Annotated in this window: 18 protein-coding genes; 10 read left to right on the top strand and 8 right to left on the bottom strand. The window is 73.0% G+C overall.

Going from position 1 to position 20,654, the window contains the following annotated elements:
• Positions 1-7: 7 nt before the first annotated feature.
• The 3 genes from AB0G35_RS08120 to AB0G35_RS08110 all read right to left on the bottom strand — a co-directional run bounded on the left by AB0G35_RS08120 (position 8) and on the right by AB0G35_RS08110 (position 1,461).
• Positions 8-292 carry a hypothetical protein gene (locus AB0G35_RS08120; RefSeq protein WP_360945551.1) on the bottom strand — a complete coding sequence of 95 codons (285 nt, stop codon included), beginning with the start codon at positions 290-292 and terminating at the stop codon, positions 8-10.
• Positions 289-741: a sigma factor-like helix-turn-helix DNA-binding protein gene (locus AB0G35_RS08115; RefSeq protein ID WP_360945548.1), complete on the bottom strand. Its 453-nt coding sequence runs from the start codon at positions 739-741 to the stop codon at positions 289-291. Before AB0G35_RS08115 ends, AB0G35_RS08120 begins: the two co-directional genes overlap by 4 nt.
• A 219-nt stretch (positions 742-960) precedes the next feature.
• Complete coding sequence (locus AB0G35_RS08110) at positions 961-1,461, bottom strand: MarR family transcriptional regulator (RefSeq protein WP_360945545.1); 501 nt, start codon at positions 1,459-1,461, stop codon at positions 961-963.
• Positions 1,462-1,747: 286 nt separating this feature from the next.
• Between AB0G35_RS08110 and ilvA the strand changes: the two genes are divergently transcribed.
• The 3 genes from ilvA to AB0G35_RS08095 all read left to right on the top strand — a co-directional run bounded on the left by ilvA (position 1,748) and on the right by AB0G35_RS08095 (position 5,122).
• Positions 1,748-2,911 carry a threonine ammonia-lyase gene (gene ilvA / locus AB0G35_RS08105; RefSeq protein ID WP_360946049.1) on the top strand — a complete coding sequence of 388 codons (1,164 nt, stop codon included), beginning with the start codon at positions 1,748-1,750 and terminating at the stop codon, positions 2,909-2,911.
• 244 nt (positions 2,912-3,155) lie between these two features.
• Positions 3,156-4,229, top strand: a complete 1,074-nt coding sequence (locus tag AB0G35_RS08100; protein ID WP_360945542.1) for an ATP-binding cassette domain-containing protein — start codon at positions 3,156-3,158, stop codon at positions 4,227-4,229.
• Between the two features lie 44 nt (positions 4,230-4,273).
• On the top strand, positions 4,274-5,122 hold the full coding sequence (locus tag AB0G35_RS08095) for an ABC transporter permease (protein WP_360946046.1): 849 nt from the start codon (positions 4,274-4,276) through the stop codon (positions 5,120-5,122).
• A 408-nt stretch (positions 5,123-5,530) separates the two neighbouring features.
• Here the strand turns inward: AB0G35_RS08095 and greA are convergent, their stop codons facing one another.
• Positions 5,531-6,028, bottom strand: a complete 498-nt coding sequence (gene greA, locus AB0G35_RS08090; RefSeq protein ID WP_360945539.1) for a transcription elongation factor GreA — start codon at positions 6,026-6,028, stop codon at positions 5,531-5,533.
• A 397-nt stretch (positions 6,029-6,425) separates the two neighbouring features.
• Positions 6,426-6,836, bottom strand: a complete 411-nt coding sequence (locus AB0G35_RS08085; RefSeq protein WP_360945536.1) for a DUF4307 domain-containing protein — start codon at positions 6,834-6,836, stop codon at positions 6,426-6,428.
• 137 nt (positions 6,837-6,973) lie between these two features.
• On the opposite strand from AB0G35_RS08085, the gene mca reads away from it, so the two are divergent.
• Positions 6,974-7,846 carry a mycothiol conjugate amidase Mca gene (mca, locus tag AB0G35_RS08080; RefSeq protein WP_360945534.1) on the top strand — a complete coding sequence of 291 codons (873 nt, stop codon included), beginning with the start codon at positions 6,974-6,976 and terminating at the stop codon, positions 7,844-7,846.
• Positions 7,847-7,850: 4 nt separating this feature from the next.
• A complete protein-coding gene (locus AB0G35_RS08075) occupies positions 7,851-8,102 on the top strand; it encodes a hypothetical protein (protein WP_360945531.1) in 252 nt (83 codons plus the stop codon).
• A 252-nt stretch (positions 8,103-8,354) separates the two neighbouring features.
• On the opposite strand, the gene AB0G35_RS08070 is transcribed toward AB0G35_RS08075, so the two are convergent.
• Positions 8,355-11,666 carry a tetratricopeptide repeat protein gene (locus AB0G35_RS08070; RefSeq protein WP_360945528.1) on the bottom strand — a complete coding sequence of 1,104 codons (3,312 nt, stop codon included), beginning with the start codon at positions 11,664-11,666 and terminating at the stop codon, positions 8,355-8,357.
• A 146-nt stretch (positions 11,667-11,812) separates the two neighbouring features.
• Here AB0G35_RS08070 and AB0G35_RS08065 point away from each other — a divergent pair, with 146 nt between their 5' ends.
• The 4 genes from AB0G35_RS08065 (at position 11,813) to AB0G35_RS08050 (ending at position 16,776) form a co-directional block, all read left to right on the top strand.
• Positions 11,813-13,858, top strand: coding sequence for a thioredoxin domain-containing protein (locus tag AB0G35_RS08065; protein WP_360945525.1), 2,046 nt, complete (start codon positions 11,813-11,815; stop codon positions 13,856-13,858).
• A 135-nt stretch (positions 13,859-13,993) separates the two neighbouring features.
• Complete coding sequence (locus tag AB0G35_RS08060; RefSeq protein ID WP_360945522.1) at positions 13,994-15,004, top strand: NADP-dependent oxidoreductase; 1,011 nt, start codon at positions 13,994-13,996, stop codon at positions 15,002-15,004.
• Positions 15,005-15,184: 180 nt separating this feature from the next.
• Positions 15,185-16,561 (top strand): amidase, encoded by a 1,377-nt coding sequence (locus AB0G35_RS08055; RefSeq protein WP_360945519.1) that lies wholly within the window; start codon positions 15,185-15,187, stop codon positions 16,559-16,561.
• Positions 16,558-16,776: a hypothetical protein gene (locus AB0G35_RS08050; RefSeq protein WP_360945516.1), complete on the top strand. Its 219-nt coding sequence runs from the start codon at positions 16,558-16,560 to the stop codon at positions 16,774-16,776. Before AB0G35_RS08055 ends, AB0G35_RS08050 begins: the two co-directional genes overlap by 4 nt.
• On the opposite strand, the gene AB0G35_RS08045 is transcribed toward AB0G35_RS08050, so the two are convergent.
• Both AB0G35_RS08045 and AB0G35_RS08040 read right to left on the bottom strand, forming a co-directional pair.
• A complete protein-coding gene (locus AB0G35_RS08045) occupies positions 16,766-17,452 on the bottom strand; it encodes a TetR family transcriptional regulator (RefSeq protein WP_360945513.1) in 687 nt (228 codons plus the stop codon). The two genes, AB0G35_RS08050 and AB0G35_RS08045, sit on opposite strands and share 11 nt — an antisense overlap.
• Before the next feature lie 174 nt (positions 17,453-17,626).
• On the bottom strand, positions 17,627-18,343 hold the full coding sequence (locus AB0G35_RS08040; RefSeq protein WP_360945510.1) for a hemolysin III family protein: 717 nt from the start codon (positions 18,341-18,343) through the stop codon (positions 17,627-17,629).
• Positions 18,344-18,581: 238 nt separating this feature from the next.
• Here AB0G35_RS08040 and AB0G35_RS08035 point away from each other — a divergent pair, with 238 nt between their 5' ends.
• Positions 18,582-20,411 (top strand): phosphoenolpyruvate carboxykinase (GTP), encoded by a 1,830-nt coding sequence (locus tag AB0G35_RS08035; RefSeq protein ID WP_360945507.1) that lies wholly within the window; start codon positions 18,582-18,584, stop codon positions 20,409-20,411.
• The last annotated feature ends 243 nt before the right edge of the window (positions 20,412-20,654 follow it).

Below are 20,654 nucleotides of genomic sequence, written 5' to 3'. Positions count from 1 at the left end.
AGGGCCGTCACCACCCCTCGACCGGAGGGGTGGTGCGGGACGGCGGCGGGAGCCAGGGCTGGGCCGTGGCCGTCCAGGCCAGTGCCGCGACGGCGAGCAGCGCCAGCAGCCAGCCGAGGCGGCGCCGCAGCCGGCGGTGCGCACGTAGCCGCCGGCCGCGGGCGAGGGCCCGGGCGGTCAGCTCCGGCGGTACGGGCGGCAGCGGCAGCCCGGCCAGCATCCGCCGGGCCTCGGCCTCCTTGCGGTCGGGGACGCCCGGGTCCGGCAGGGCGGTCTCGGGGAAGAGGTTCACGGCGCGGCCGGCCGGTGGCTGCGGAGCGCGGCGACGGCGTGCCGGCACAGCGCGCGTACCCGCGCGGCGGGCAGGCCGAGTTGGGCCGCGGTCTGCTCCTCCGCCACCCCCTCGTGCAGCCGCAGCACCAGGACCAGGCGCTCCTGCGGGGTCAGCCGGTCCAGCGGCCCGCCGCGCGGCCGGCGGTGCCGCCGGGCGCTGCGGGCGAAACGGTCGGCGAGCTCCCGTCGGGTGCGCTCGTACGGGTCCTCGCCGCGCAGCCGGCCCCAGTCGGCGTACGTCCGGGCCAGCGCGTGGATCAGCAATTCCTCGGCGGCCGGGGCCGGATGGGCGGCGGGCTCGCCGGTCAAGAGGGTCGCGGCGTGCCACAGCCGCCCCGCCGCGCCCGCCACGAACGACTCGAACTCCCGGGCGTGGCGGCGCTGCTGTATCAGCCGCCGCTCTCGCACCGCGCCTCCCGGATGACGGACGCCCGACCCCTGGGCTCCTATAGCACGGCAGCGCGGCCACCCGGTCAAGAGGCGCGACGACTTCCCCGGATCCGGGCCGCGGCGCGCCGCCGGTGGGGCCGCGGTGCGTCACCGGCCGGGACGGGGCGGGCCGGCGGCCGGGTCGCGGGGCCCCGGCCGGCTGGAGCGGTCGGCGTCAGGACGCCGGTCCCGCGTGCGTCAGGACGTCTGCCCGCTGGGTGTCAGGGACGCCGTGATGTCGGAGAGGGAGGCGTTGAAGCGGGTCAGCAGCGTCGTGAACGCCTCGCGCTCCTCGTCGGTCCACTTCTCCGTGACCAGGGCCATCAGCGCACGGCGCGAGGCGCGCACCTCGTCCAGCCGGGCGTGGCCGCGCTCGGACAGTTCGAGCACCACGGCGCGGCCGTCCTCCGGGTGCGTCGCCCGGCTGACGAGCCCGGAGTCGACCAGCGGGGCGACCTGCCGGGTGACCGTCGAGGAGTCGATGCCCATGCCGGCGGCCAGGGCCTTGACGCCCATCGGGCCTTCCTGGTCGAGGCGGTTGAGCAGCAGGTAGGCGGCGCGGTCCATGGAATTGCGCGCCTGCCCGACGCCGCCGAGCCGGCTCTGTTCGGCGCGGCGGGCGAAGACGGCCACTTGGTGCTGCAGCGCGTCGAGGAGAGCGGGGTCGGTGTGGGTCGTCATGTCCGAAGAGGTGGGCATGGCCGGGAGCTCGCTTCGGTGGAAGTGCGTATGGATGGGAGGACAGCGTACGCGGACCCAGCGCACCGCGTACCGCGCCGTCCATTCCGATAACGCGCCGTAACCCCCGTTGGTGCCCGTGGGCGGGCGGGCCCGGCCACCGTCGAACTGCGAGACTGGCGGTATGGCTGCTCATCTGCCTCATCCGCCGCGTCCGTCGCACCTGTCGAGCCCGTCGCGTCCGCCGCAGGAGCCGGGTCCCGGCACGGCTCCGGTCACGATCGAGGACGTCCGGGAGGCGCACAAGATGCTCTCCGGCGTGGCGCGGGCCACCGCGATGGAGGGCAGCCGCTATCTGTCCGGGCTGGTCGGCGCCCCCGTGCACCTCAAGTGCGAGAACCTCCAGCGCACCGGTTCGTTCAAGATCCGCGGCGCCTACGTACGGATCGCCGGGCTCTCCGCGGAGGAACGGGCCGCCGGTGTGGTGGCCGCGAGCGCCGGCAACCACGCCCAAGGGGTGGCCCTCGCGGCGTCCCTGCTCGGCGTGCGGTCCACGGTCTTCATGCCGGTCGGCGCCCCATTGCCGAAGGTCGCGGCGACCCGCGAATACGGAGCCGAGGTACGGCTGCACGGCCACGTGGTGGACGAGACGCTGGCCGCCGCCGAGGAGTACGCGCGGAAGACCGGTGCGGTCTTCATCCACCCCTTCGACCACCGCGACATCATCGCCGGTCAGGGCACGGTCGGGCTGGAGATCCTGGAACAGTGCCCGGAGGTGCGCACCATCGTCGTCGGCATCGGCGGCGGCGGGCTGGCCGCGGGGATCGCGCTGGCGGTCAAGGCGCTGCGCCCGGACGTGAAGGTCGTCGGGGTGCAGGCGGCGGGCGCGGCCTGTTATCCGCCGTCGCTGGCCGCCGGGCACCCGGTGGTGGTCGAGGGGCTGTCGACCATGGCGGACGGCATCAAGGTCGGCCGGCCCGGCGATGTGACCTTCGGGATCGTCGAGCGGCTGGTGGACGAGGTCCGGACGGTCACCGAGGACGACCTGTCCAGTGCGCTGCTGCTGTGCCTGGAGCGGGCGAAGCTGGTCGTGGAGCCGGCCGGGGCGAGCCCGGTGGCGGCGCTGCTCGCCGATCCGGGGTCGTTCGAGGGGCCGGTGGTGGCGGTGCTGTCCGGCGGGAACGTCGATCCGCTGCTGATGCAGCGCATCCTGCGGTTCGGCATGGCCGCCGGGGGCCGCTACCTCTCGCTGCGGCTGCGGCTGACGGACCGGCCGGGGGCGCTGGAGACCCTGCTCGGGGTGCTGACGGTGGTCGACGCGAACATCGTCGACGTGGGGCACGTACGGACCGATCCCCGGCTCGGGCTGACCGAGGTCGAGGTGGAACTGCATCTGGAGACCAAGGGCCCGGAGCACTGCGACGAGGTGCGCACGGCGCTCGCCGAGGCGGGTTACGTCGTCCTGGAGTAGGCGGGAGCGGGCCGGCGGAGCCCGCCCGGAGGGCTCGGGGCCCCGGTCGCACCGAACACCCGATCCCTTATTTGTATCGCGATGTATCGCGTTTCGGAGTAGCATCCCGGGTGCGGGATGCCGGTGCGCCCTGTGCGCCATGGCGTTCCGCTGCGGACAAATGCCCTGAAGTGGGCTCTGTCCTCTGAACGTAACATTCGACATATTTCGACCTGGAACTCACCCAAGTCATGGGGGTACCCATATGCCAGGCGCCATTTACGCCGAAGGGCTGGTGAAGACCTTCGGCGACGTGAGGGCACTGGACGGCGTCGACCTCGACGTCCCCGAAGGGACCGTCCTCGGCATGCTCGGCCCGAACGGTGCCGGCAAGACCACTGCCGTACGTGTCCTGACGACCCTGCTCCGACCCGACCGCGGCAAGGCGGAGGTTGCCGGGATCGACGTGCTCGCCCATCCCGACAAGGTACGCCGCTCCATCGGTCTCTCGGGCCAATTCGCCGCGGTGGACGAGTACTTGACCGGTCGGGAGAACCTGACGATGGTCGGGCAGCTCTACCAGATGAGCGGCCGGGACGCCAAGCGCAGGGCCGCCGAACTGCTGGAACGCTTCCACCTCGGCGACGCGGCGGACCGCACCGCCAAGACCTACTCCGGTGGTATGCGCCGCCGCCTCGACCTCGCGGCCGCGCTGGTCGTCAGCCCGCCGGTGATGTTCATGGACGAGCCGACCACGGGACTGGACCCGCGTAACCGCCAGGCGCTGTGGGACGTCATACAGGAGCTGGTCGCGGGCGGCACGACCCTGCTGCTCACCACCCAGTACCTGGAGGAGGCCGACCGCCTCGCGCACGACATCTGCGTCGTCGACCACGGCAAGGTCATCGCCCGCGGCACCTCCGACCAGCTCAAGGCGCGCACCGGCGGCGAGTGCGTCGAGGTCGTGGTGCACGCCCCTGAGCACCTGGCCATCGCCGACGAGGTGCTGCGCGGCTTCGCCAAGGGCGAGGGCACGGTCGAGCCGCACCTCCGCAGGCTGACGATCCCGGTGACCGGCGGCGCCAAACTGCTCGCCGAGGTGATCCGCGAACTGGACGTCCGGGGCGTGGAGATCGACGACATCGGCCTGCGCCGCCCGACCCTCGACGACGTCTTCATCGCGCTGACCGGGCATACCGCCGAGTCCGCGGACGGCGAGGGCGTCGGCGACGGTGGCGCCGGCGGCGGTACGGAACGGAGCGGTACGGAACGGAGCGGAACGACGGACGGCAGTCGCGCGGCGAGCGCCGCCGGGCGCCGGAAGGAGGGTGTGCAATGACCACGACGAGTACGGCGGGCACGGCGGCCGGGGGCGCCGGCGGAATGCCGCTCGGAGCGCCGCCGGCCCGCGGCGGCGTCGGCCGGCTGGTACGCGACTCCCTGGTCGTGGCCAAGCGGAACCTGATCCGGATGGTGCGGATCCCCGAGGTGGTGATCTTCGGGCTGATCCAGCCGATCATGTTCGTGGTGCTGTTCACCTACGTCTTCGGTGGATCGATCAACATCCCCGGTGCCCCGGTGGGCGACGCCCAGGCGTACCACGAGTTCCTGATGGCCGGGATCTTCGCGCAGACCGTCACGTTCGCCACGGCGGGCGCCGGCGCGGGGATCGCCGACGACATGCACAAGGGCCTCATCGACCGCTTCCGGTCACTGCCAATGTCCCGGGGCGCGGTGCTCACCGGCCGGACCCTCGCCGACCTGGTGCAGACCGCGCTGACGCTGGTGGTGCTGGCGGCCGTCGCGGTGCTGATCGGCTGGCGCACCCACGAGAACCTCGCCGACGTCCTGGCCGGCTTCGCCCTGCTGCTCCTGCTCGGCTACGCCTTCTCCTGGATCGGTGCGCTGATCGGGCTCTCGGTGCGCACGCCCGAGGCGGCCACCTCCGGCGGGCTGATCTGGCTCTTCCCGCTGACCTTCATCTCCAATGCGTTCGTGCCGGTCGACGGCATGCCGGCGTTCCTCCAGCACGTCGCGGAGTGGAACCCGTTCAGTGCGACGGTGGCCGCGGCCCGCGAGCTGTTCGGCAACACGATCGACCGGGTGCCCAAGTCGGTGACCGGTGCCTGGCCGATGGAGCACCCGGTGCTGGCCTCGGTGATCTGGTCGGTCCTGATCATCGCGGTGTTCCGGACGCTGGCGGTCCGCAAGTACCGCTCGGCGACGGCCTGAGCGGAGCGAAGCGACGGGCCCGGAGGGGGCGGGGTGGGCGCCCCGAAGGTCCCACGGCTCTTCGGCCCCACGGGGCCACGGCGGCCGAGCCCCCACGGCCCGACGCCCCCCGGCGCCCCGGCCCACGGCACCCCCGCCCCACGGCCCACACAGGCCGGCCCCACACAGGCCGGCCCCACACAGGCCGGCCCCACACGGGTCGGCCCCACACAGGCCGGCCCCACACGGGTCGGCCCCACACAGGCCGGCCCCACACGGGTCGGCCCCACACGGGTCGGCCGCACGCACGGCGAAGCGGCCCGGAGCGCGAGGCTCCGGGCCGCTTCCTTCCGTTTGCGGGCGTCCCGCCCCGGCCGGTGCCGTGTCCGTACGGCTGCGGTCAGCCGGACCGGCCGGCTCGGGGCCGGATCAGCCGGTGTACGGCTTGGCGTCGAGGATCTTCACGCTCGCCTTCTTGCCGTTCGGGAGCTCGTACTCCGCGTCGGCGCCGATCTTCTTGCCGTTCACACCCGTACCCAGCGGCGACTGCGGGGAGTAGGTCTCGATCTCCGAGCTCGCGTATTCCCGCGAGGCCAGGAGGAACGACAGCGTGTCGTCCGGGTCCCCGTCGAACGCGATGGTGACGACCATGCCGGGAGCGACGACGCCGTTGGCGGCGGGGGCCTCGCCGACCTTCGCGGTCTGCAGCAGCTGGGTGAGCTGCCGGACCCGAAGCTCCTGCTTGCCCTGCTCTTCCTTGGCCGCGTGGTACCCGGCGTTCTCCTTCAGGTCACCTTCCTCGCGGGCCGCCTGGATCTTCTCGGTGATCTCGGTGCGAGCGGGACCAGACAGGTACTCCAGCTCGGCCTTGAGCTGGTCATACGCCTCCTGGGTCAGCCAGGTGACGTTCTCGCTGGTCTGGGTCACAGGTGCTCCTCGTCGGTACTGGGGATAAATCAAACGCCCTACCAGGAAGGTTTGCGCCTTCACGGGTGGGCGAAACCACGAGCCTAACAATTCCGGCACAAAAGGGGGAAGAGGAAATTCACAGTGACCGCACAGGAAGACATCATCGCTGATCAGAGGCGGTCATGACACGCCATGCCGGAGCGCGGCGCGTGAGGCGCCCGAGGGGCGGACGGGGGGCGGACGGTGGCGGAGAGCAGCTGCGGTGGTACGTGCGCACCCCGCGCACACCTCGGCCCGCGCTGGACGGCGGCGAGGAACCGGTGAAGCTCCTCACACGGGCTCGTACGGGGCTCCAGGCTCCGGGGGATGGGCCTTGCCAGGGCTCCGTGCGGGCGTACGAGGGCTCCGTGCGGGCCTATGACGAGGAGGACGACGTACAGCCGACCAGTACCGCGTTGGTCGCGCGCTTCGTCGTCCGTACCGTGACCTCGGTGTCCACCTGGCCCGTGCGCTGGTCGATGGTGACGTCCTTGCGGCCGACCTCGGACCCGTCCGACGCCTGCGAGCGCAGGGTGCACACGCCCTTGTCGTCGGCGCCCTTGACGACCTCCAGATGGACCTTGACGGCGTGGTCGGACACCGCGTCCCAGGCGATCACGCGGCCGCTGAGGTCCTGCCCGGAGACGTACGACGTACCGAGCCAGCCGACCACACCGAGGAGCCCGACGCCGAGTACCGAGCCGATGATCTTGAGCTTGCGGTCCGCGCGCTGGTCCGCGGAGCGGCCGTAGCGTCCCTCGGGGAGCCCTTCGCGCACCGCGGCCATCGATCCATCCTCCTGGTACGGGGACCTGGAACCGGCTCGGGAACCCCCGGGGGGTCCCCGCCCCAGGGAATACAGCGCCCCCTCGCTTCGGTCACTATAGGAGGCATCTTCTCCGGCCCTTAACTGAGGATCGAGTCTTGACTGAGCAGCTGCGTTTGATGGCGGTGCACGCCCACCCCGACGACGAGTCGAGCAAGGGTGCGGCCACCATGGCCAAGTACGTGTCCGAGGGGGTGGACGTGCTGGTCGCCACCTGCACAGGCGGTGAGCGAGGCTCCATCCTCAACCCCAAGCTCCAGGGAGACCCGTACATCGAGGAGCACATCCACGAGGTGCGCAAGAAGGAGATGGACGAGGCTCGGGAGATCCTCGGTGTCAAGCAGGAGTGGCTGGGTTTCGTCGACTCCGGGCTGCCCGAGGGCGATCCGCTGCCGCCGCTCCCCGAGGGCTGCTTCGCCCTCCAGGACGTGGACGAGGCGGCCGGGCGGCTGGTCAAGCTGATCCGGGAGTTCAAGCCGCAGGTCATCACGACCTATGACGAGAACGGCGGCTATCCGCACCCGGACCACATCATGACGCACAAGATCACGATGGTGGCCTTCGAGGCGGCCGGTGACCCGGAGAAGTACCCGGAGGCCGGTGAGCCCTGGCAGCCGCTGAAGCTCTACTACAACCAGGGCTTCAACAAGCCGCGCACCATCGCGCTGCACGAGGCGCTGCTGGCCCGCGGCATGGAGTCGCCGTACGGGGAGTGGCTGGAGCGCTGGAAGCAGTTCGAGCGCCGCGAGCGCACGCTGACCACGTACATCCCGTGCGACGAGTTCTTCGAGATCCGCGACAAGGCGCTGATCGCGCACGCCACCCAGATCGACCCCGACGGCGGGTGGTTCCGGGTGCCGATGGACATCCAGCGTGAGGTCTGGCCGACGGAGGAGTACGAGCTCGCGAAGTCGCTCGTGGACACTTCCCTCCCCGAGGACGACCTGTTCGCGGGCATCCGCAACAATTGACCCCATGATGAGCGCGACCAGCACCCTCGCCCTGACGCACTTCGTCACCCTTGCCGACAGCTTCGACAAGGACAAGGTGACCCCCGGCGTCCTCGGCTTCATCGTCTTCGCGGTCATCGGCGGCGCCGTGTGGCTGCTGATGAAGTCCATGAACAAGCAGATGAAGAAGGTCAATTTCGAGGAGCAGCCGGAGGAGGCCGAGGCGGGCAGCACCGCCTCCGCCGCCCCGTCCGCCCCGAAGCCGAAGACCGGCTGAGGACGCCCGAGGACCGGGTGCGGTCGACGGCCGGTCTCCTGGCAGCGACCGGCTGACCGCCCCGGCGGCTCGCCGACCCGAGCGGCCGGCGAGCCGTCGCGTGCGGCGAGGCCTTGCGCCCGCGACGAGCCGTTGCGTGCGGCGGGTCCTTACTTCGGCGACCACCTGTCCCGTGCGACGGGTCCTTGCGCGACGAGCCTGCGGCACCCGGGCCGGCCGTTGCCCGCCGCCGGCGCTTCCCCGGCGGGCCCGTCAGTCGCCGACGGCCGTGGCCAGGACGCCCATGACCTCGCGGGCGTGGCGGTCCGGGACCATGCCGAGCCGCCATGCCTGCCAGCCCGTCTCCGGCTCCACGCCACGCTCCAGCAGCAGGGCGAACGCCTCCGCGCAGTCCTCCAGCTTCGCGTCGCGGGTCGCGTGCTTGTCCCGTATGAGCCCCGCCAGCTCTTCCTGCGCGACGGCGGTGCCCACCACCGAACCGCCCGGTGAGGCGAACGGCAGCAGCGTGCAGCGCAGGAAGCGCGCCCAGTCCTCGCCGCGCCGGTCGCCGTAGCCGGCGAACATCCCGGCCGCCTCGTCGGCCAGCTCCAGTGCCTGGGCCGCCCGCCCGTTGCCGGCGTCGATGATCACCAGCTCCAGGCAGGACCACGCCTCACCGTGCGGCACCCCGATCCGCGCGAAGTCCTTGCGGGCGTCCTGCAGCAGCTGCCGGGCGAATCCGCTGTTGCGCAGCGAACCGGTCTGCTCGGCCCGCAGATCGCGGGTGACCCGCCCGGAGTGGTGCCGGGCGCAGGCCAGGCCGTAGCCGTCCTGCATCCGGCTGAACATCGTCCGCGAGCGCTCCAGCTGCCGCAGCGCCGCGTCCCGCTCACCGCGCTCCTCCAGCGCCTGGCCGAGGTAGTACATCGTCCACGCCTCACCACGGGCGTCCTCGTGCCGGCGGTGCAGCGGCAGCGCCTGCCGCAGCCGGTCGGCGGCCGGCCCGGGCTCGCCGGCCACCAGCCGGGCCCGGGCCAGCTGGGTCATCGCCCAGGCCGCGCCGCGCTCGTCCTGGGTACGGCCGTACAGCTCCAGCGCCGCGTGCAGCGCCTGTTCGGCGCGCGGCACCTCGCCCGTCCGCAGATACACCTGGCCGAGCTGGAAGTGCGCCCACGCCTGGCCGTGCACGCTCTCGCTCTCCTCGTGCAGCTCCAGGGACTCGTGCAGCATGGCGAGGGCCTCGGCGAGCTGCGCCCGGTCCCGCTCCACGGCCGCGAGGGCGTGCAGCGTCCAGGCCCGGTCGCCGTGCATGTCCGGGCCGGACTGCAGCTCCAGCGCCTCCCGGAGCTTGACCGCGGCCTCCTGGAGATTGCCCTGCTGCTGGAGGGTGATGCCCAGATCGCGCAACGCCCGCGCGGCGCCCGCCGGATGCTGCGCCTCGAAGTAGAGATCGACCACCGACGACAGGGTCGTCCGCGCCTTGTCCAGCTCGCCGAGCTGCCGGGCCGCCACACCCGTGCGCCACTGCACCGAGCGGACCAGCAGCCCCTGGCCGACGGCCCGGATCAGCTCGCTCAGCTCACCGAGGCGGTAGAGGTCACCGCGCAGCAGGCAGTAGTCGGCCAGCGCGCCCAGCAGGTGCGAGACCGCGTCCTGGTCGACGTCCTGGTCGGCGTGGCGCAGCGCGGCCGTGATGAAGCTGGACTCGTCGTCCAGCCACTGCAGGGCCGCGTCCAGGGACGTGAAGCCGTGCGAACCGAAGCGGTCGGCGCGGGTCGAGGTACGGCCGTCGACCAGCCGGATGACCGAGTCGGCGAGCTCCGCATAGCCGCGGATCAGCCGCTCCTGGGCCGCGCCGCGCTCACCGGGCTCCTCCTCGTCCACCAGTCGGGCGTGCGCGAAGGCGTGCACCAGGGTGTGCAGGCGGTAGCGCTCGCCGCGGACGTGCTCGATGAGGCCGGCCCGGGCCAGGTCCGCCAACTGCCGTTCGGCCTCGGCGGTCTCGACGCCGAGCAGCGCGGCGGCGGCCGCCGCCCCCAGGCTCGCCCGGCCCACCAGCGCCAGCCGGCGCAGCAGCCGCCGGGCCGGCTCGGGACGGTCGGCGTAGCCCAGCGCCAGCGCCCGCTCCACCGGCGGGGCCGCGGGACCGGCCGCCAGGGCCGCCGCCAGCTCGGCGGGGGTGCGCGGCCCGAGCGAGGAACCCGCCACTCGCAGGGCCAGCGGCAGAGCGCCGCACAGCCCGGAGATCTCGTCGAGCGCCCGGGCGTCGTACGGCTCCGCCGGGGCGTCCGCCGGCCGGGGCCGGGACTCCCGCGCGCCCGCCGCCCCCTCGCCGGCCGCCGCGGCGGCGCGCAGCAGCTCCTCCGTGCCCGCGGCGTCCAGCGGCCCCACCGGGAGGTGGTGCACCCACGCCTCAAGGTCGGCGGGCAGCTTCAGCGGCTCCCGGGACGTCACCAGCACCAGGCTGTCGGACCGCTCGGGCACCAGCGTGCGCACCTGCTCCGGGTCCACGGCGTCGTCCAGCAGGACCGTCACCGGCAGGCCCGTCAGATGCTGGTGGTACAGCTCGGTGAGCCGCTTGACGTGCTGCTCCTGGGAGGGGCGCTCGCGGAACAGCAACTGCTCGCGCGGCGCACCGAGACGGTTGAGCAGATGCAGCAGCGCGTCCCGGGTCGGCAGCGGCGCTTCGCCCGGGGTGTCGCCGCGCAGGTCCACCACGCAGGCGCCGCGGAACTGGTCGCGCAGCTGATGGGTGGCCCGCACCGCCAGCGCCGTGCGCCCCGATCCCGGTTCGCCGTGCAGCACCACCACCGTCGGCCGGGTCTCCGTGGACGCCCGGGCCGCCTGCACCCACTGCGCGATCCGGCCCAGCTCGGCCCGTCGGCCGGCGAACGGGCCGTCCGGCTGCGGAAGTTGGGAGAACGAGTGCTCCAGGACGGACCGCTGCCGGGCCGCCGCGCTCCGGTCGGCGCCGCGCAGCTGCGGCCCCCGGGTGGTCTTCTTGGTCGCCGTGCCGTCCGTCGTGCCGCCGCTCCGGGCCGCCGCCGTCAGCATCCGCTGCTGGTCCAGGAACGGCCGGATGCCGCGCACCTCCAGCGCCGTCAGCCACTGCAGCCGCAGCTGCTCCGCGCCGCCGGGCTGCCCCCGCCGCCCCGCCTCACGGTGCGCGGCCGGCCAGTGGCCCGCGGTCAGCTTCAGCACCGTCGCCGCCGCGCCCGCCACCAGCACCGCGGCCCCGACCCCCAGTGCCGCGCCGGCGCCCGTGCCGTACGCGAGGTCCGTGCCGAACGCCGCCACCGCTGCGACGGCCGTCGCGACCGCGGGGGTGCCCAGCTCCCTCGGCGCCAGCCGCTGCCCCAGCGACGGCCGGCCGGCGGCCGCCTCGTCCAGCGCCCGGACATAGGCGGTGTACTCCTCGGCGGCGCTGCCCGCCACACCGTCCAGCGCCGCCCGCGCTCTGCCGAGCAGCGCCGCCCCGTCCAGCCGCCCGCCCGAGCGGCGCACTTCCTCCTCGACGGCCCTGGTCAACAGGGCCTCCGCGTCCGCGCGATGGTCCTCGCGCAGCGCAGCCAGTGAGACCGGCATGACGTCCCCCTCCGCAGTTACCGCAGTCTCCGGCGGCGATCTTCGCCGTCACGAACAGTGTTCCGTCTCCGCACGGATTCCGGCAGGCCTGTGGATAACTCCCTCCGCTCCCGCCCCGGCGGCCCTCGGTGGGAGAGGATGGACTCATGCCGAACCGCCTGGCCCATGAGACTTCCCCGTATCTGCTCCAGCACGCCGACAACCCCGTCGACTGGTGGCCGTGGTCCACCGAGGCGTTCGACGAGGCCCGCCGGCGCGGTGTGCCGGTGCTGCTCAGCGTCGGCTACAGCTCCTGCCACTGGTGCCACGTCATGGCCCACGAGAGCTTCGAGGACGCGGACACCGCCGCGCTGCTCAACGAGCACTTCGTCGCGGTCAAGGTCGACCGCGAGGAGCGGCCGGACGTCGACGCGGTGTACATGGAGGCCGTGCAGGCCGCCACCGGCCAGGGCGGCTGGCCCATGACCGTGTTCCTCACCCCCGACGCCGAGCCCTTCTACTTCGGTACGTACTTCCCGCCCGAGCCGCGGCACGGCATGCCGTCGTTCGGGCAGATCCTCGAAGGGGTGCGCGCGGCCTGGGCCGACCGGCGGGACGAGGTCGGCGAGGTCGCCGGGCGGATCGTGGCCGACCTGGCCGGGCGCTCGCTGACCGATTCGCTGCCCGCCGACCGGCGCCCGCCCCGGCCCGAGGAGCTGCACGCCGCCCTGATGGGCCTGACCCGGGACTTCGACGCGGTGCGCGGCGGGTTCGGCGGAGCGCCCAAGTTCCCGCCGTCCATGGTGCTGGAGTTCCTGCTGCGCCACCACGCCCGTACCGGTTCGGCGGGGGCCCTGGAGATGGTGCAGGCGACCTGCGCGGCGATGGCCCGCGGCGGCATCTACGACCAGCTCGGCGGCGGGTTCGCCCGTTACGCGGTGGACGCCACCTGGACGGTGCCGCACTTCGAGAAGATGCTCTACGACAACGCCCTGCTGTGCCGCACCTACGCGCACCTGTGGCGGGCCACCGGCTCGGACCTGGCCCGCCGGATCGCCGTGGAGACCGCCGACTTCATGGTCCGCGAGCTCCGCACCGACCAGGGCGGCTTCGCCTCGGCCCTGGACGCCGACAGCGACGACGGCACCGGCCGGCACGTCGAGGGCGCCTACTACGTATGGACACCGGAGCAGCTGCGCGCCGTACTGGGGGAGAAGGACGCGGAGTTCGCCGCCACGTACTTCGGCGTCACCGAGGAGGGCACCTTCGAGGAAGGGGCCTCGGTGCTCCAACTCGCCGACACCGACGGGCTGGTCGACGCCGAGCGGGTGGGGTCCGTCAGGCAGCGGCTGCTGGCGGTGCGTGAGCAGCGGCCGCGCCCCGGCCGGGACGACAAGGTCGTCGCCGCCTGGAACGGCCTGGCCATCGCCGCGCTGGCCGAGACCGGCGCCTACTTCGACCGCCCCGACCTCGTCCAGGCCGCCACCGACGCCGCCGACCTGCTGGTCCGCGTCCACATGGACTGGCAGGCCCGGCTGCACCGCACCTCCCGCGACGGCGCGCCCGGCGCCAACTCCGGCGTCCTGGACGACTACGCCGACGTCGCCGAGGGCTTCCTCACCCTCGCCTCGGTCAGCGGCGAAGGCGTCTGGGTGGACTTCGCGGGCTTCCTGCTGGACACCGTGCTGCTCCAGTTCACCACCGAGGACGGGGCGCTCTACGACACCGCCGCCGACGCCGAGTCACTGATCCGCCGCCCCCAGGACCCCACCGACAACGCGTCGCCCTCCGGGTGGACCGCGGCGGCCGGTGCCCTCCTGTCGTACGGGGCGCTGACCGGCAGCGACCTCCACCGGAGTGCGGCGGAACGCGCCCTGGGTGTCGTCACCGCGCTCGGCGGCCGGGCCCCGCGCTTCATCGGCTGGGGGCTCGCGGTCGCCGAGGCGGCGCTGGACGGTCCGCGGGAGATCGCGGTCGTCGGCCCGCAGGGCGACCCGGCCACCGCCGCCCTGCATCGCGCCGCGCTGCTCGGCACGGCACCGGGCGCGGTCGTCGCGCTGGGCACCCCCGGGACCGAGGAGGCCGACGCGGTGCCGCTCCTCAAGGACCGGCCGCTGGTCGACGGCGCACCCGCCGCCTACGTGTGCCGTCACTTCACGTGTGAGCGGCCCACGACGGACCCGGAGGACCTGGCGGAGCGCCTCCGGGGGTGACCTCATGAGCCGGGGCCTCCCAGGGGCGGCCCCGGAGGGTGGGTCCTTCGGCTCACGCCCTGGGAGCCCGTCCCAAGTCCTGGGTCCGGCGACCGGAATGACCTTGACGTGCGCATCACGTTTTAGCCTCGGGTCATGACGAACCGCACATACCGCGAAGTCCGCCTGGCCGCCCGCCCCACGGGGCCGGTCACCGATGACCTCTTCGAGATCGTGGAGGTACCGGTCCCCGAACCCGGCCCCGGCCAGGTGCTGGTCCGCAACACCCACATGGGGCTCGGCGCCGTGATGCGCAGCCTGATGGACGAGCACAACGACGTGCCCATCCCCTCCTACGAGGTCGGCGCACCGCTGCACGGCCATGCGATCGGCGAGGTCGTGGCCGCTCCCGGCACCGACCTCAACCCCGGTGACCTGGTGGAACACCAACTCGGCTGGCGGGAGTACGCGCTGCTCGACGCGGACTCGGCGACCCGCCTCGACCCGGACCTGATGCCCGACCCCGCCGCGTACCTCTCCCAGGGCGCCACCGCCCTGATGGGCATCGAGCGCGGAGCCGAAGTACGGCCCGGCGACACGGTGTTCGTCACCGGTGCGGCCGGCGGCGTGGGCACCCTGGCCGGCCAGGTCGCCCGCCAGTTCGGCGCGACCCGGGTCATCGGCAGCACCGGGTCACCGCAGAAGGCCGAGCGGCTGATCAAGGAACTGGGCTTCGACGCGGTGGTCGTCCGCGGCGCGGGCCCCGTCGAGGAGCAGTTGCGCGAGGCGGCCCCGGACGGCATCGACGCGGTCTTCGACAACGTCGGCGGCGAGCAGCTGGAGGCCGCCCTCGCGCTCGCCAACCGCGACGCCCGGGTCGCCATCGTGGGCGCGCTGGCCAGCCAGCTCTCCCAGGACGGCACGACCGCCGTCAAGGTGGAGGTCGACTCCCTCTCGCTGCTCATCCGGAGCATCACCCTGCGGGGCGTCGCGCTCTACAACCACCGGGACCTGATCCCCCAGTGGAACCGGCGGTTCGCCGCGGGCCTCCGGGACGGCACCCTCACCTTCCCGCACGCCCGGCTGCAGGGCCTCGAACAGGCGCCGCGGGCACTGCGCGAGCTCACCGAGGGACGCCATCTGGGCGCGGTCATCGTGGAGTTGTGAGGCCCGGGCAGCGGTCCGGGCAGCGGTCCGGGCGGCCGTCCTGGTGCCGGGCAGGGGGCAGCCGTCCTCGTGCGGGGGCAGGGCGTAGAGGTCCTGGTGCCGGGCAGGGGTCCGGGTGCCCGGCTTGTCGCAGCCGTCGCTCAACCGGCCGTTGTCAGCGGCCGGTTGTAGCCTGCCGGCGTGATGACCTTGCTGGGGCATCGACCCCTGGTCCAGGAAGCCGCGGCGCTCCGGTCCGGCGCGGACGACCCCGTCGACGCGGTGCGGCGCACATGCGACCGCGTCGACGCCGTCGATGCACAGGTGCGGGCCTTCGTGCCCGAGGACGGGCGGCGTACGCGGCTCCTGGAGGCGGCGCGGGAGCTGGCCGCGGCCGGCCCGCCGGACCCCGCCGCGCGGCCCGCGCTCTACGGCGTACCGGTCGGCATCAAGGACATCGTGCGGGTGGACGGACTGCCCACCCGCGCCGGATCGGCTCTGCCGCCCGAGGTGCTGGCCGGTGCGCAGGCCGCCGTGGTGGACCGGCTGCGCGCCGCCGGTGCCCTGGTGGCGGGCAAGACCGTCACCGCGGAGTTCGCCGTCACGGCCCCCGGGCCGACCCGTAACCCGCACCACCCCGCCCACACGCCCGGCGGTTCGAGCAGCGGTTCGGCGGCCGCCGTCGCGGCCGGCATGGTGCCGCTGGCCATCGGGACGCAGACCGTCGGCTCGATGATCCGGCCCGCGGCCTACTGCGGCGTGGTCGGCTTCAAGCCCACCTACGGGCGGATACCGCTCGACGGCGTGATCCCCAACGCCCTCAGCTTCGACACCCTGGGGTGGTACGCCACGGACGTGGCGGGCGTCGCCCTCGCCGCCTCGGTGCTGCTCGACGGCTGGCGCGGCGGGCGGGGCGGGGGCGGCGGTCCGGCACGCCGGGAGCCGGCCGGGCGCCCGGGCGGGGCCGCACGCCCGGTGCTGGGCGTGCCGGTGGGCCCCTATCTGGAGCGGGCCGGCGAGGAGGCGCTGCGCGCCTTCAAGGAGCAGCGCGAGCTGCTGGCCGCCGCCGGGTACGAGGTCCGCGAGGTCCCGGTGATGGACGATTTCGACGCGGTCGTGGAGCAGTTGTTCACGATGAACCGCTATGAGGTCGCCCGGGCCCACGCCGACTGGTTCGCACGCTTCGGCGACCGCTACCGCGAGCAGACCACGGCGGCGATCCGGCAGGGGCAGGCGATCGGGGACGCCGCCTACGAAGCGGCCCGGACGCGCCGCACCGCCTTCCGTGCGCGGCTCGCCGCAGCGTCGGACGGCGCCGGCACCGACCTGTGGATCGCCCCTGCGGCCACCGGCCCGGCCCCCGCCGACCTCACCACCACCGGCACCTCGATCATGTGCCTGCCCTGGAGCAACGCCGGTCTGCCGTCCCTCAGCCTGCCCGCCGGGCGGGCCGCCGACGGGCTGCCGCTGGGGCTCCAACTCGTCGCCGCCGAGGGCGCGGACGAGGCCCTGCTGGACGCGGCGACCGGGATCGAGCGCGCCCTGAACGGGGCGGGCGGCGAGGAAGCGGGCGGGTGATCGGGGACGCGGGCCCCGCACTGATCCCCAAGGGCCCCGGCGCGCAGCGGTGTTCGACGGCCGAAGCGGTGGCCCGGCGCCGGCTCGCGGACCGGGATGCCCGTATCGGGCGGCTCTCTCGACCACGGGCGCGGCTCGCGGCACACCTGGGCGCACCCGCGGACGGTCCGGGCGCCGCACCGTCCTCGCAGGCCCGTGCCGCCGCTACGGCGTGAGCCCGCGCGCCAGCACGTCCATCGTCCGGTGAACCAGCCGGACCAGCGCCTCCAGACCGGGCGTACGGTCCTTCCCGGGCCTCCCGCCGTCCCCGGGCCTCCCGTCTTCCCCGGACGGCCCGGCCTCCGCCACCCAGGCCAGCATCGCCTCCTGGAGGGCCGCCAGGACGGCCGCGCTGATGATCCGGAGTTCCAGGTCGTCGGCCGGGCGGCCGGTGCGTTCGGCCAGGACTGCGCTGAGCGTGGCGGTGTCCCGGGCGGTGTTCTCCGCCGTACGGCCGCGGATGGCGGGCACCTCGCGGACCAGCCGGATGCGCTGGACGAGGTCGGTGCGGTCCTGCGGGGTCAGTCGGTGCAGCGCCTCGATGGTGACCTGGCGGACCGACTCGACGATCGGCTCGTCCGCCGGCCGGGACCGCAGGCCGTCGGCCAGCACGGTGTCGTACTCGTCGGTGAGTACGAGGTCTTCCTTGGTGGGGAAGTAGCGGAAGACCGTGCTCGGCGAGACATCGGCGGCCTCGGCGATCCGGTCGACGGGGGTCGCGTCGTAGCCCCGTTCCGCGAAGAGCCGGTACGCGGCCCGCCGGATCGCCTGCCGGGTCTTGATCTTCTTCCGCTCCCGCAGCCCGGGCTTCGGGTTTCCGGGATCGGTGGCGGCGGTGCGTGCAAAGACCATGCACAGCATTCTCGGGCACCGGTCGTCCGGCGGGCCACGGTCGCGCGAGGGCCGGGGCCGCGGCCGAGCCGCGGCCGTTGTCAGTGCCGTGTGTCACGCTGTGAAGCGAGGTGATGCACACAGCGTGAGCGGGGCGGCTGTGTGGATCACGGGAGTTGCATCGGAGAAGGGGGCTCAGGCGTGTGTGTACGCCACCAGTGAGATGCCGATGTAGTGGACGACGAAGGCGGCGAGTGTGAAGGAGTGGAAGACCTCATGGAAGCCGAACCAGCGGGGGGAGGGGTTGGGGCGCTTGATGCCGTAGATGACGCCGCCGGCGCTGTAGAGCAGACCGCCGACGACGACGAGGACGAGGACGGCGATCCCGCCGGTGCGCAGGAAATCGGGGAGGAAGAAGACGGCGGCCCAGCCCATGGCGATGTAGCAGGGGGTGTAGAGCCAGCGGGGCGCGCCGACCCAGAAGACGCGGAAGATGATGCCGGCCAGGGCGGCCGCCCAGACCGCCCAGAGCAGCAGCTGCCCGCGTGATCCGGGCACGAGCAGCATCGTGAAGGGGGTGTAGGTGCCGGCGATGATCAGGAAGATATTGGCGTGATCGAGGCGGCGCAGTACGCGGTCCGCACGGGGGCCCCAATTGCCGCGGTGGTAAAGGGCGCTGACGCCGAACAGCAGACAGGCGGTCAGGGTGTAGATGGCACAGGCCAGCCGGCCGCGGGGGCTGTCGGCGAATGCGGTGAGGAACACACCGGAGAGCAGGACGGCGGGGAACATCCCGGCGTGCAGCCAGCCGCGGAGTTTGGGCTTGAGCGGGGCGGCCGCGGCGGCGACCGCCGCGGCCGCGGGGGACGCGGTGGCGGGCCGGCTGTCGGCGGCGTCAGGCGCGGAAGTCATGGCGCAATGCTAGCTACGCGACCGTAGGTTACCGGTTCGTCCACGAGTGGTGACGGTCACGAAGGTGCCCTCTGGACAGATCGGTATTCGGGTCGGATGATCAAATGAGTGCGGACGGCACCGGATGAGCGGTCACGAAGCATCCGGGTCGCGGCCCCCAAGGGGCAACAACTAAAAGAAGCGGATTTTCCCGGCACACCGGGCATATATCCGTCCACACCCTCATCTAGGAGCGATCGTGGCGCGCGACAACGCGGCTCCCACCGTCCCGACCCGTCACCAGGGCCTCATCGCCTGGGTCGACGAAATTGCAGCGATCACCCAGCCCGACCGGGTCGTCTGGTGTGACGGCTCGGAGGCGGAGTACGAGCGCCTGTGCGAGGAGCTCGTCGACAAGGGCACGTTCCGGAAGCTCGACCCGATCAAGCGCCCCAACTCGTACTACGCCGCCTCCGACCCCTCGGACGTCGCCCGCGTCGAGGACCGCACCTTCATCTGCTCCGAGAAGGAGGAGGACGCCGGCCCGACCAACCACTGGAAGGCGCCCGCCGAGATGCGGGAGATCTTCACCGGCACGGGCGGTACGGGCGGCATCTTCCGCGGTGCGATGAAGGGCCGGACGATGTACGTCGTTCCGTTCTGCATGGGTCCGCTGGGCTCGCCGCTGGCCGCCCTCGGCGTGGAGATCACCGACTCCGCGTACGTCGCGGTCTCCATGCGCACGATGACGCGCATGGGACAGCCGGTCCTCGACGAGCTCGGTGAGGACGGCTTCTTCGTCAAGGCGGTGCACACCCTCGGCGCCCCGCTGGCGGAGGGCGAGGCCGACGTTCCGTGGCCGTGCAACTCCACCAAGTACATCTCGCACTTCCCCGAGGACCGCGAGATCTGGTCCTACGGCTCCGGTTACGGCGGCAACGCCCTGCTCGGCAAGAAGTGCTACGCCCTGCGCATCGCGTCGGTGATGGCCCGCGACGAGGGCTGGCTGGCCGAGCACATGCTGATCCTCAAGCTGACGCCGCCGCAGGGCGAGTCGAAGTACGTGGCCGCCGCCTTCCCGTCGGCCTGCGGCAAGACCAACCTCGCCATGCTGGAGCCCACGATCTCCGGCTGGACGGTCGAGACCATCGGCGACGACATCGCCTGGATGCGCTTCGGTGAGGACGGCCGCCTCTACGCGATCAACCCCGAGGCCGGCTTCTTCGGTGTCGCGCCCGGCACCGGTGAGCACACCAACGCCAACGCCATGAAGACCCTGTGGGGCAACTCCGTCTTCACCAACGTGGCGCTCACCGACGACGGCGACGTGTGGTGGGAGGGCATGACGGCGGAGACCCCCGCGCACCTCACCGACTGGAAGGGCAACGACTGGACCCCGGAGTCGGAGACCCCGGCGGCCCACCCCAACGCCCGGTTCACCACCCCGGCCGGGCAGTGCCCGATCATCGCGCCCGAGTGGGAGGACCCCAGGGGCGTGCCGATCTCGGCGATCCTCTTCGGCGGCCGGCGGGCCAGCGCCGTACCGCTGGTGACCGAGTCGCTGAGCTGGCAGCACGGCGTCTTCCTCGGCGCGAACGTGGCGTCCGAGAAGACCGCGGCGGCCGAGGGCAAGGTCGGCGAGCTGCGCCGCGACCCGTTCGCCATGCTGCCGTTCTGCGGCTACAACATGGGCGACTACATGGCCCACTGGATCGACGTGGCCAAGGACAAGGACCAGTCCAAGCTGCCGAAGATCTACTACGTCAACTGGTTCCGCAAGGACGACGAGGGCCGCTTCGTGTGGCCGGGCTTCGGCGAGAACAGCCGGGTGCTCAAGTGGATCGTCGAGCGGCTGGACGGCAAGGCCGAGGGTGTGGAGACCCCCATCGGCGTGCTGCCCGCCAAGGGCGCGCTGGACACCGAGGGCCTCGACCTCAGCGACAGCGACCTCGAATTCCTGCTCTCCGTCGACAAGGACGTCTGGCGCGAGGAGGCGGCGCTGGTCCCCGAGCACCTCAACACCTTCGGTGACCACACGCCGAAGGAGCTGTGGGACGAGTACCGCGCGCTGGTGCAGCGGCTCGGCTGACCGCCGCCGACGTCACCGCTGCCCACGGGCATCCGGCCGGGGCCCCGTACCGATGGTGCGGGGCCCCGGCCCTTGCGCGGAACGGGCCGGCGGCCCGGGGCGACAGGTGCAAGACCGGACGAGCGCGCCGGAGTTGATCAGCGAGGGCCCCGGTGACGCCGGCTGGGTGCGGCGGACGTGGGCCGGTCCCCGGGAATCGCCCTGCCGGAAGTAGGCCGGGCCCGATGGGCCGGTGGGGTGAAC

The organism is Streptomyces sp. NPDC021749 (assembly GCF_040640655.1).
GTDB lineage: Bacteria > Actinomycetota > Actinomycetes > Streptomycetales > Streptomycetaceae > Streptomyces.
Note: the sequence above shows the minus strand (reverse complement) of the source record. Positions and strands in the feature narration are given on the sequence as shown.

Coding starts and splice junctions, on each gene's coding strand:
- ilvA (WP_360946049.1), top strand. CDS start 1,748: ATGCTCTCCGGCGTGGCGCGGGCCACCGCGATGGAGGGCAGCCGCTAT.
- AB0G35_RS08065 (WP_360945525.1), top strand. CDS start 11,813: ATGCCGAACCGCCTGGCCCATGAGACTTCCCCGTATCTGCTCCAGCAC.
- AB0G35_RS08085 (WP_360945536.1), bottom strand. CDS start 6,836: ATGGCCGCGGTGCGCGAAGGGCTCCCCGAGGGACGCTACGGCCGCTCC.
- AB0G35_RS08040 (WP_360945510.1), bottom strand. CDS start 18,343: ATGACTTCCGCGCCTGACGCCGCCGACAGCCGGCCCGCCACCGCGTCC.
- AB0G35_RS08070 (WP_360945528.1), bottom strand. CDS start 11,666: ATGCCGGTCTCACTGGCTGCGCTGCGCGAGGACCATCGCGCGGACGCG.
- AB0G35_RS08075 (WP_360945531.1), top strand. CDS start 7,851: ATGATGAGCGCGACCAGCACCCTCGCCCTGACGCACTTCGTCACCCTT.
- AB0G35_RS08060 (WP_360945522.1), top strand. CDS start 13,994: ATGACGAACCGCACATACCGCGAAGTCCGCCTGGCCGCCCGCCCCACG.
- AB0G35_RS08110 (WP_360945545.1), bottom strand. CDS start 1,461: ATGCCCACCTCTTCGGACATGACGACCCACACCGACCCCGCTCTCCTC.
- AB0G35_RS08045 (WP_360945513.1), bottom strand. CDS start 17,452: ATGGTCTTTGCACGCACCGCCGCCACCGATCCCGGAAACCCGAAGCCC.
- AB0G35_RS08100 (WP_360945542.1), top strand. CDS start 3,156: ATGCCAGGCGCCATTTACGCCGAAGGGCTGGTGAAGACCTTCGGCGAC.
- AB0G35_RS08095 (WP_360946046.1), top strand. CDS start 4,274: ATGCCGCTCGGAGCGCCGCCGGCCCGCGGCGGCGTCGGCCGGCTGGTA.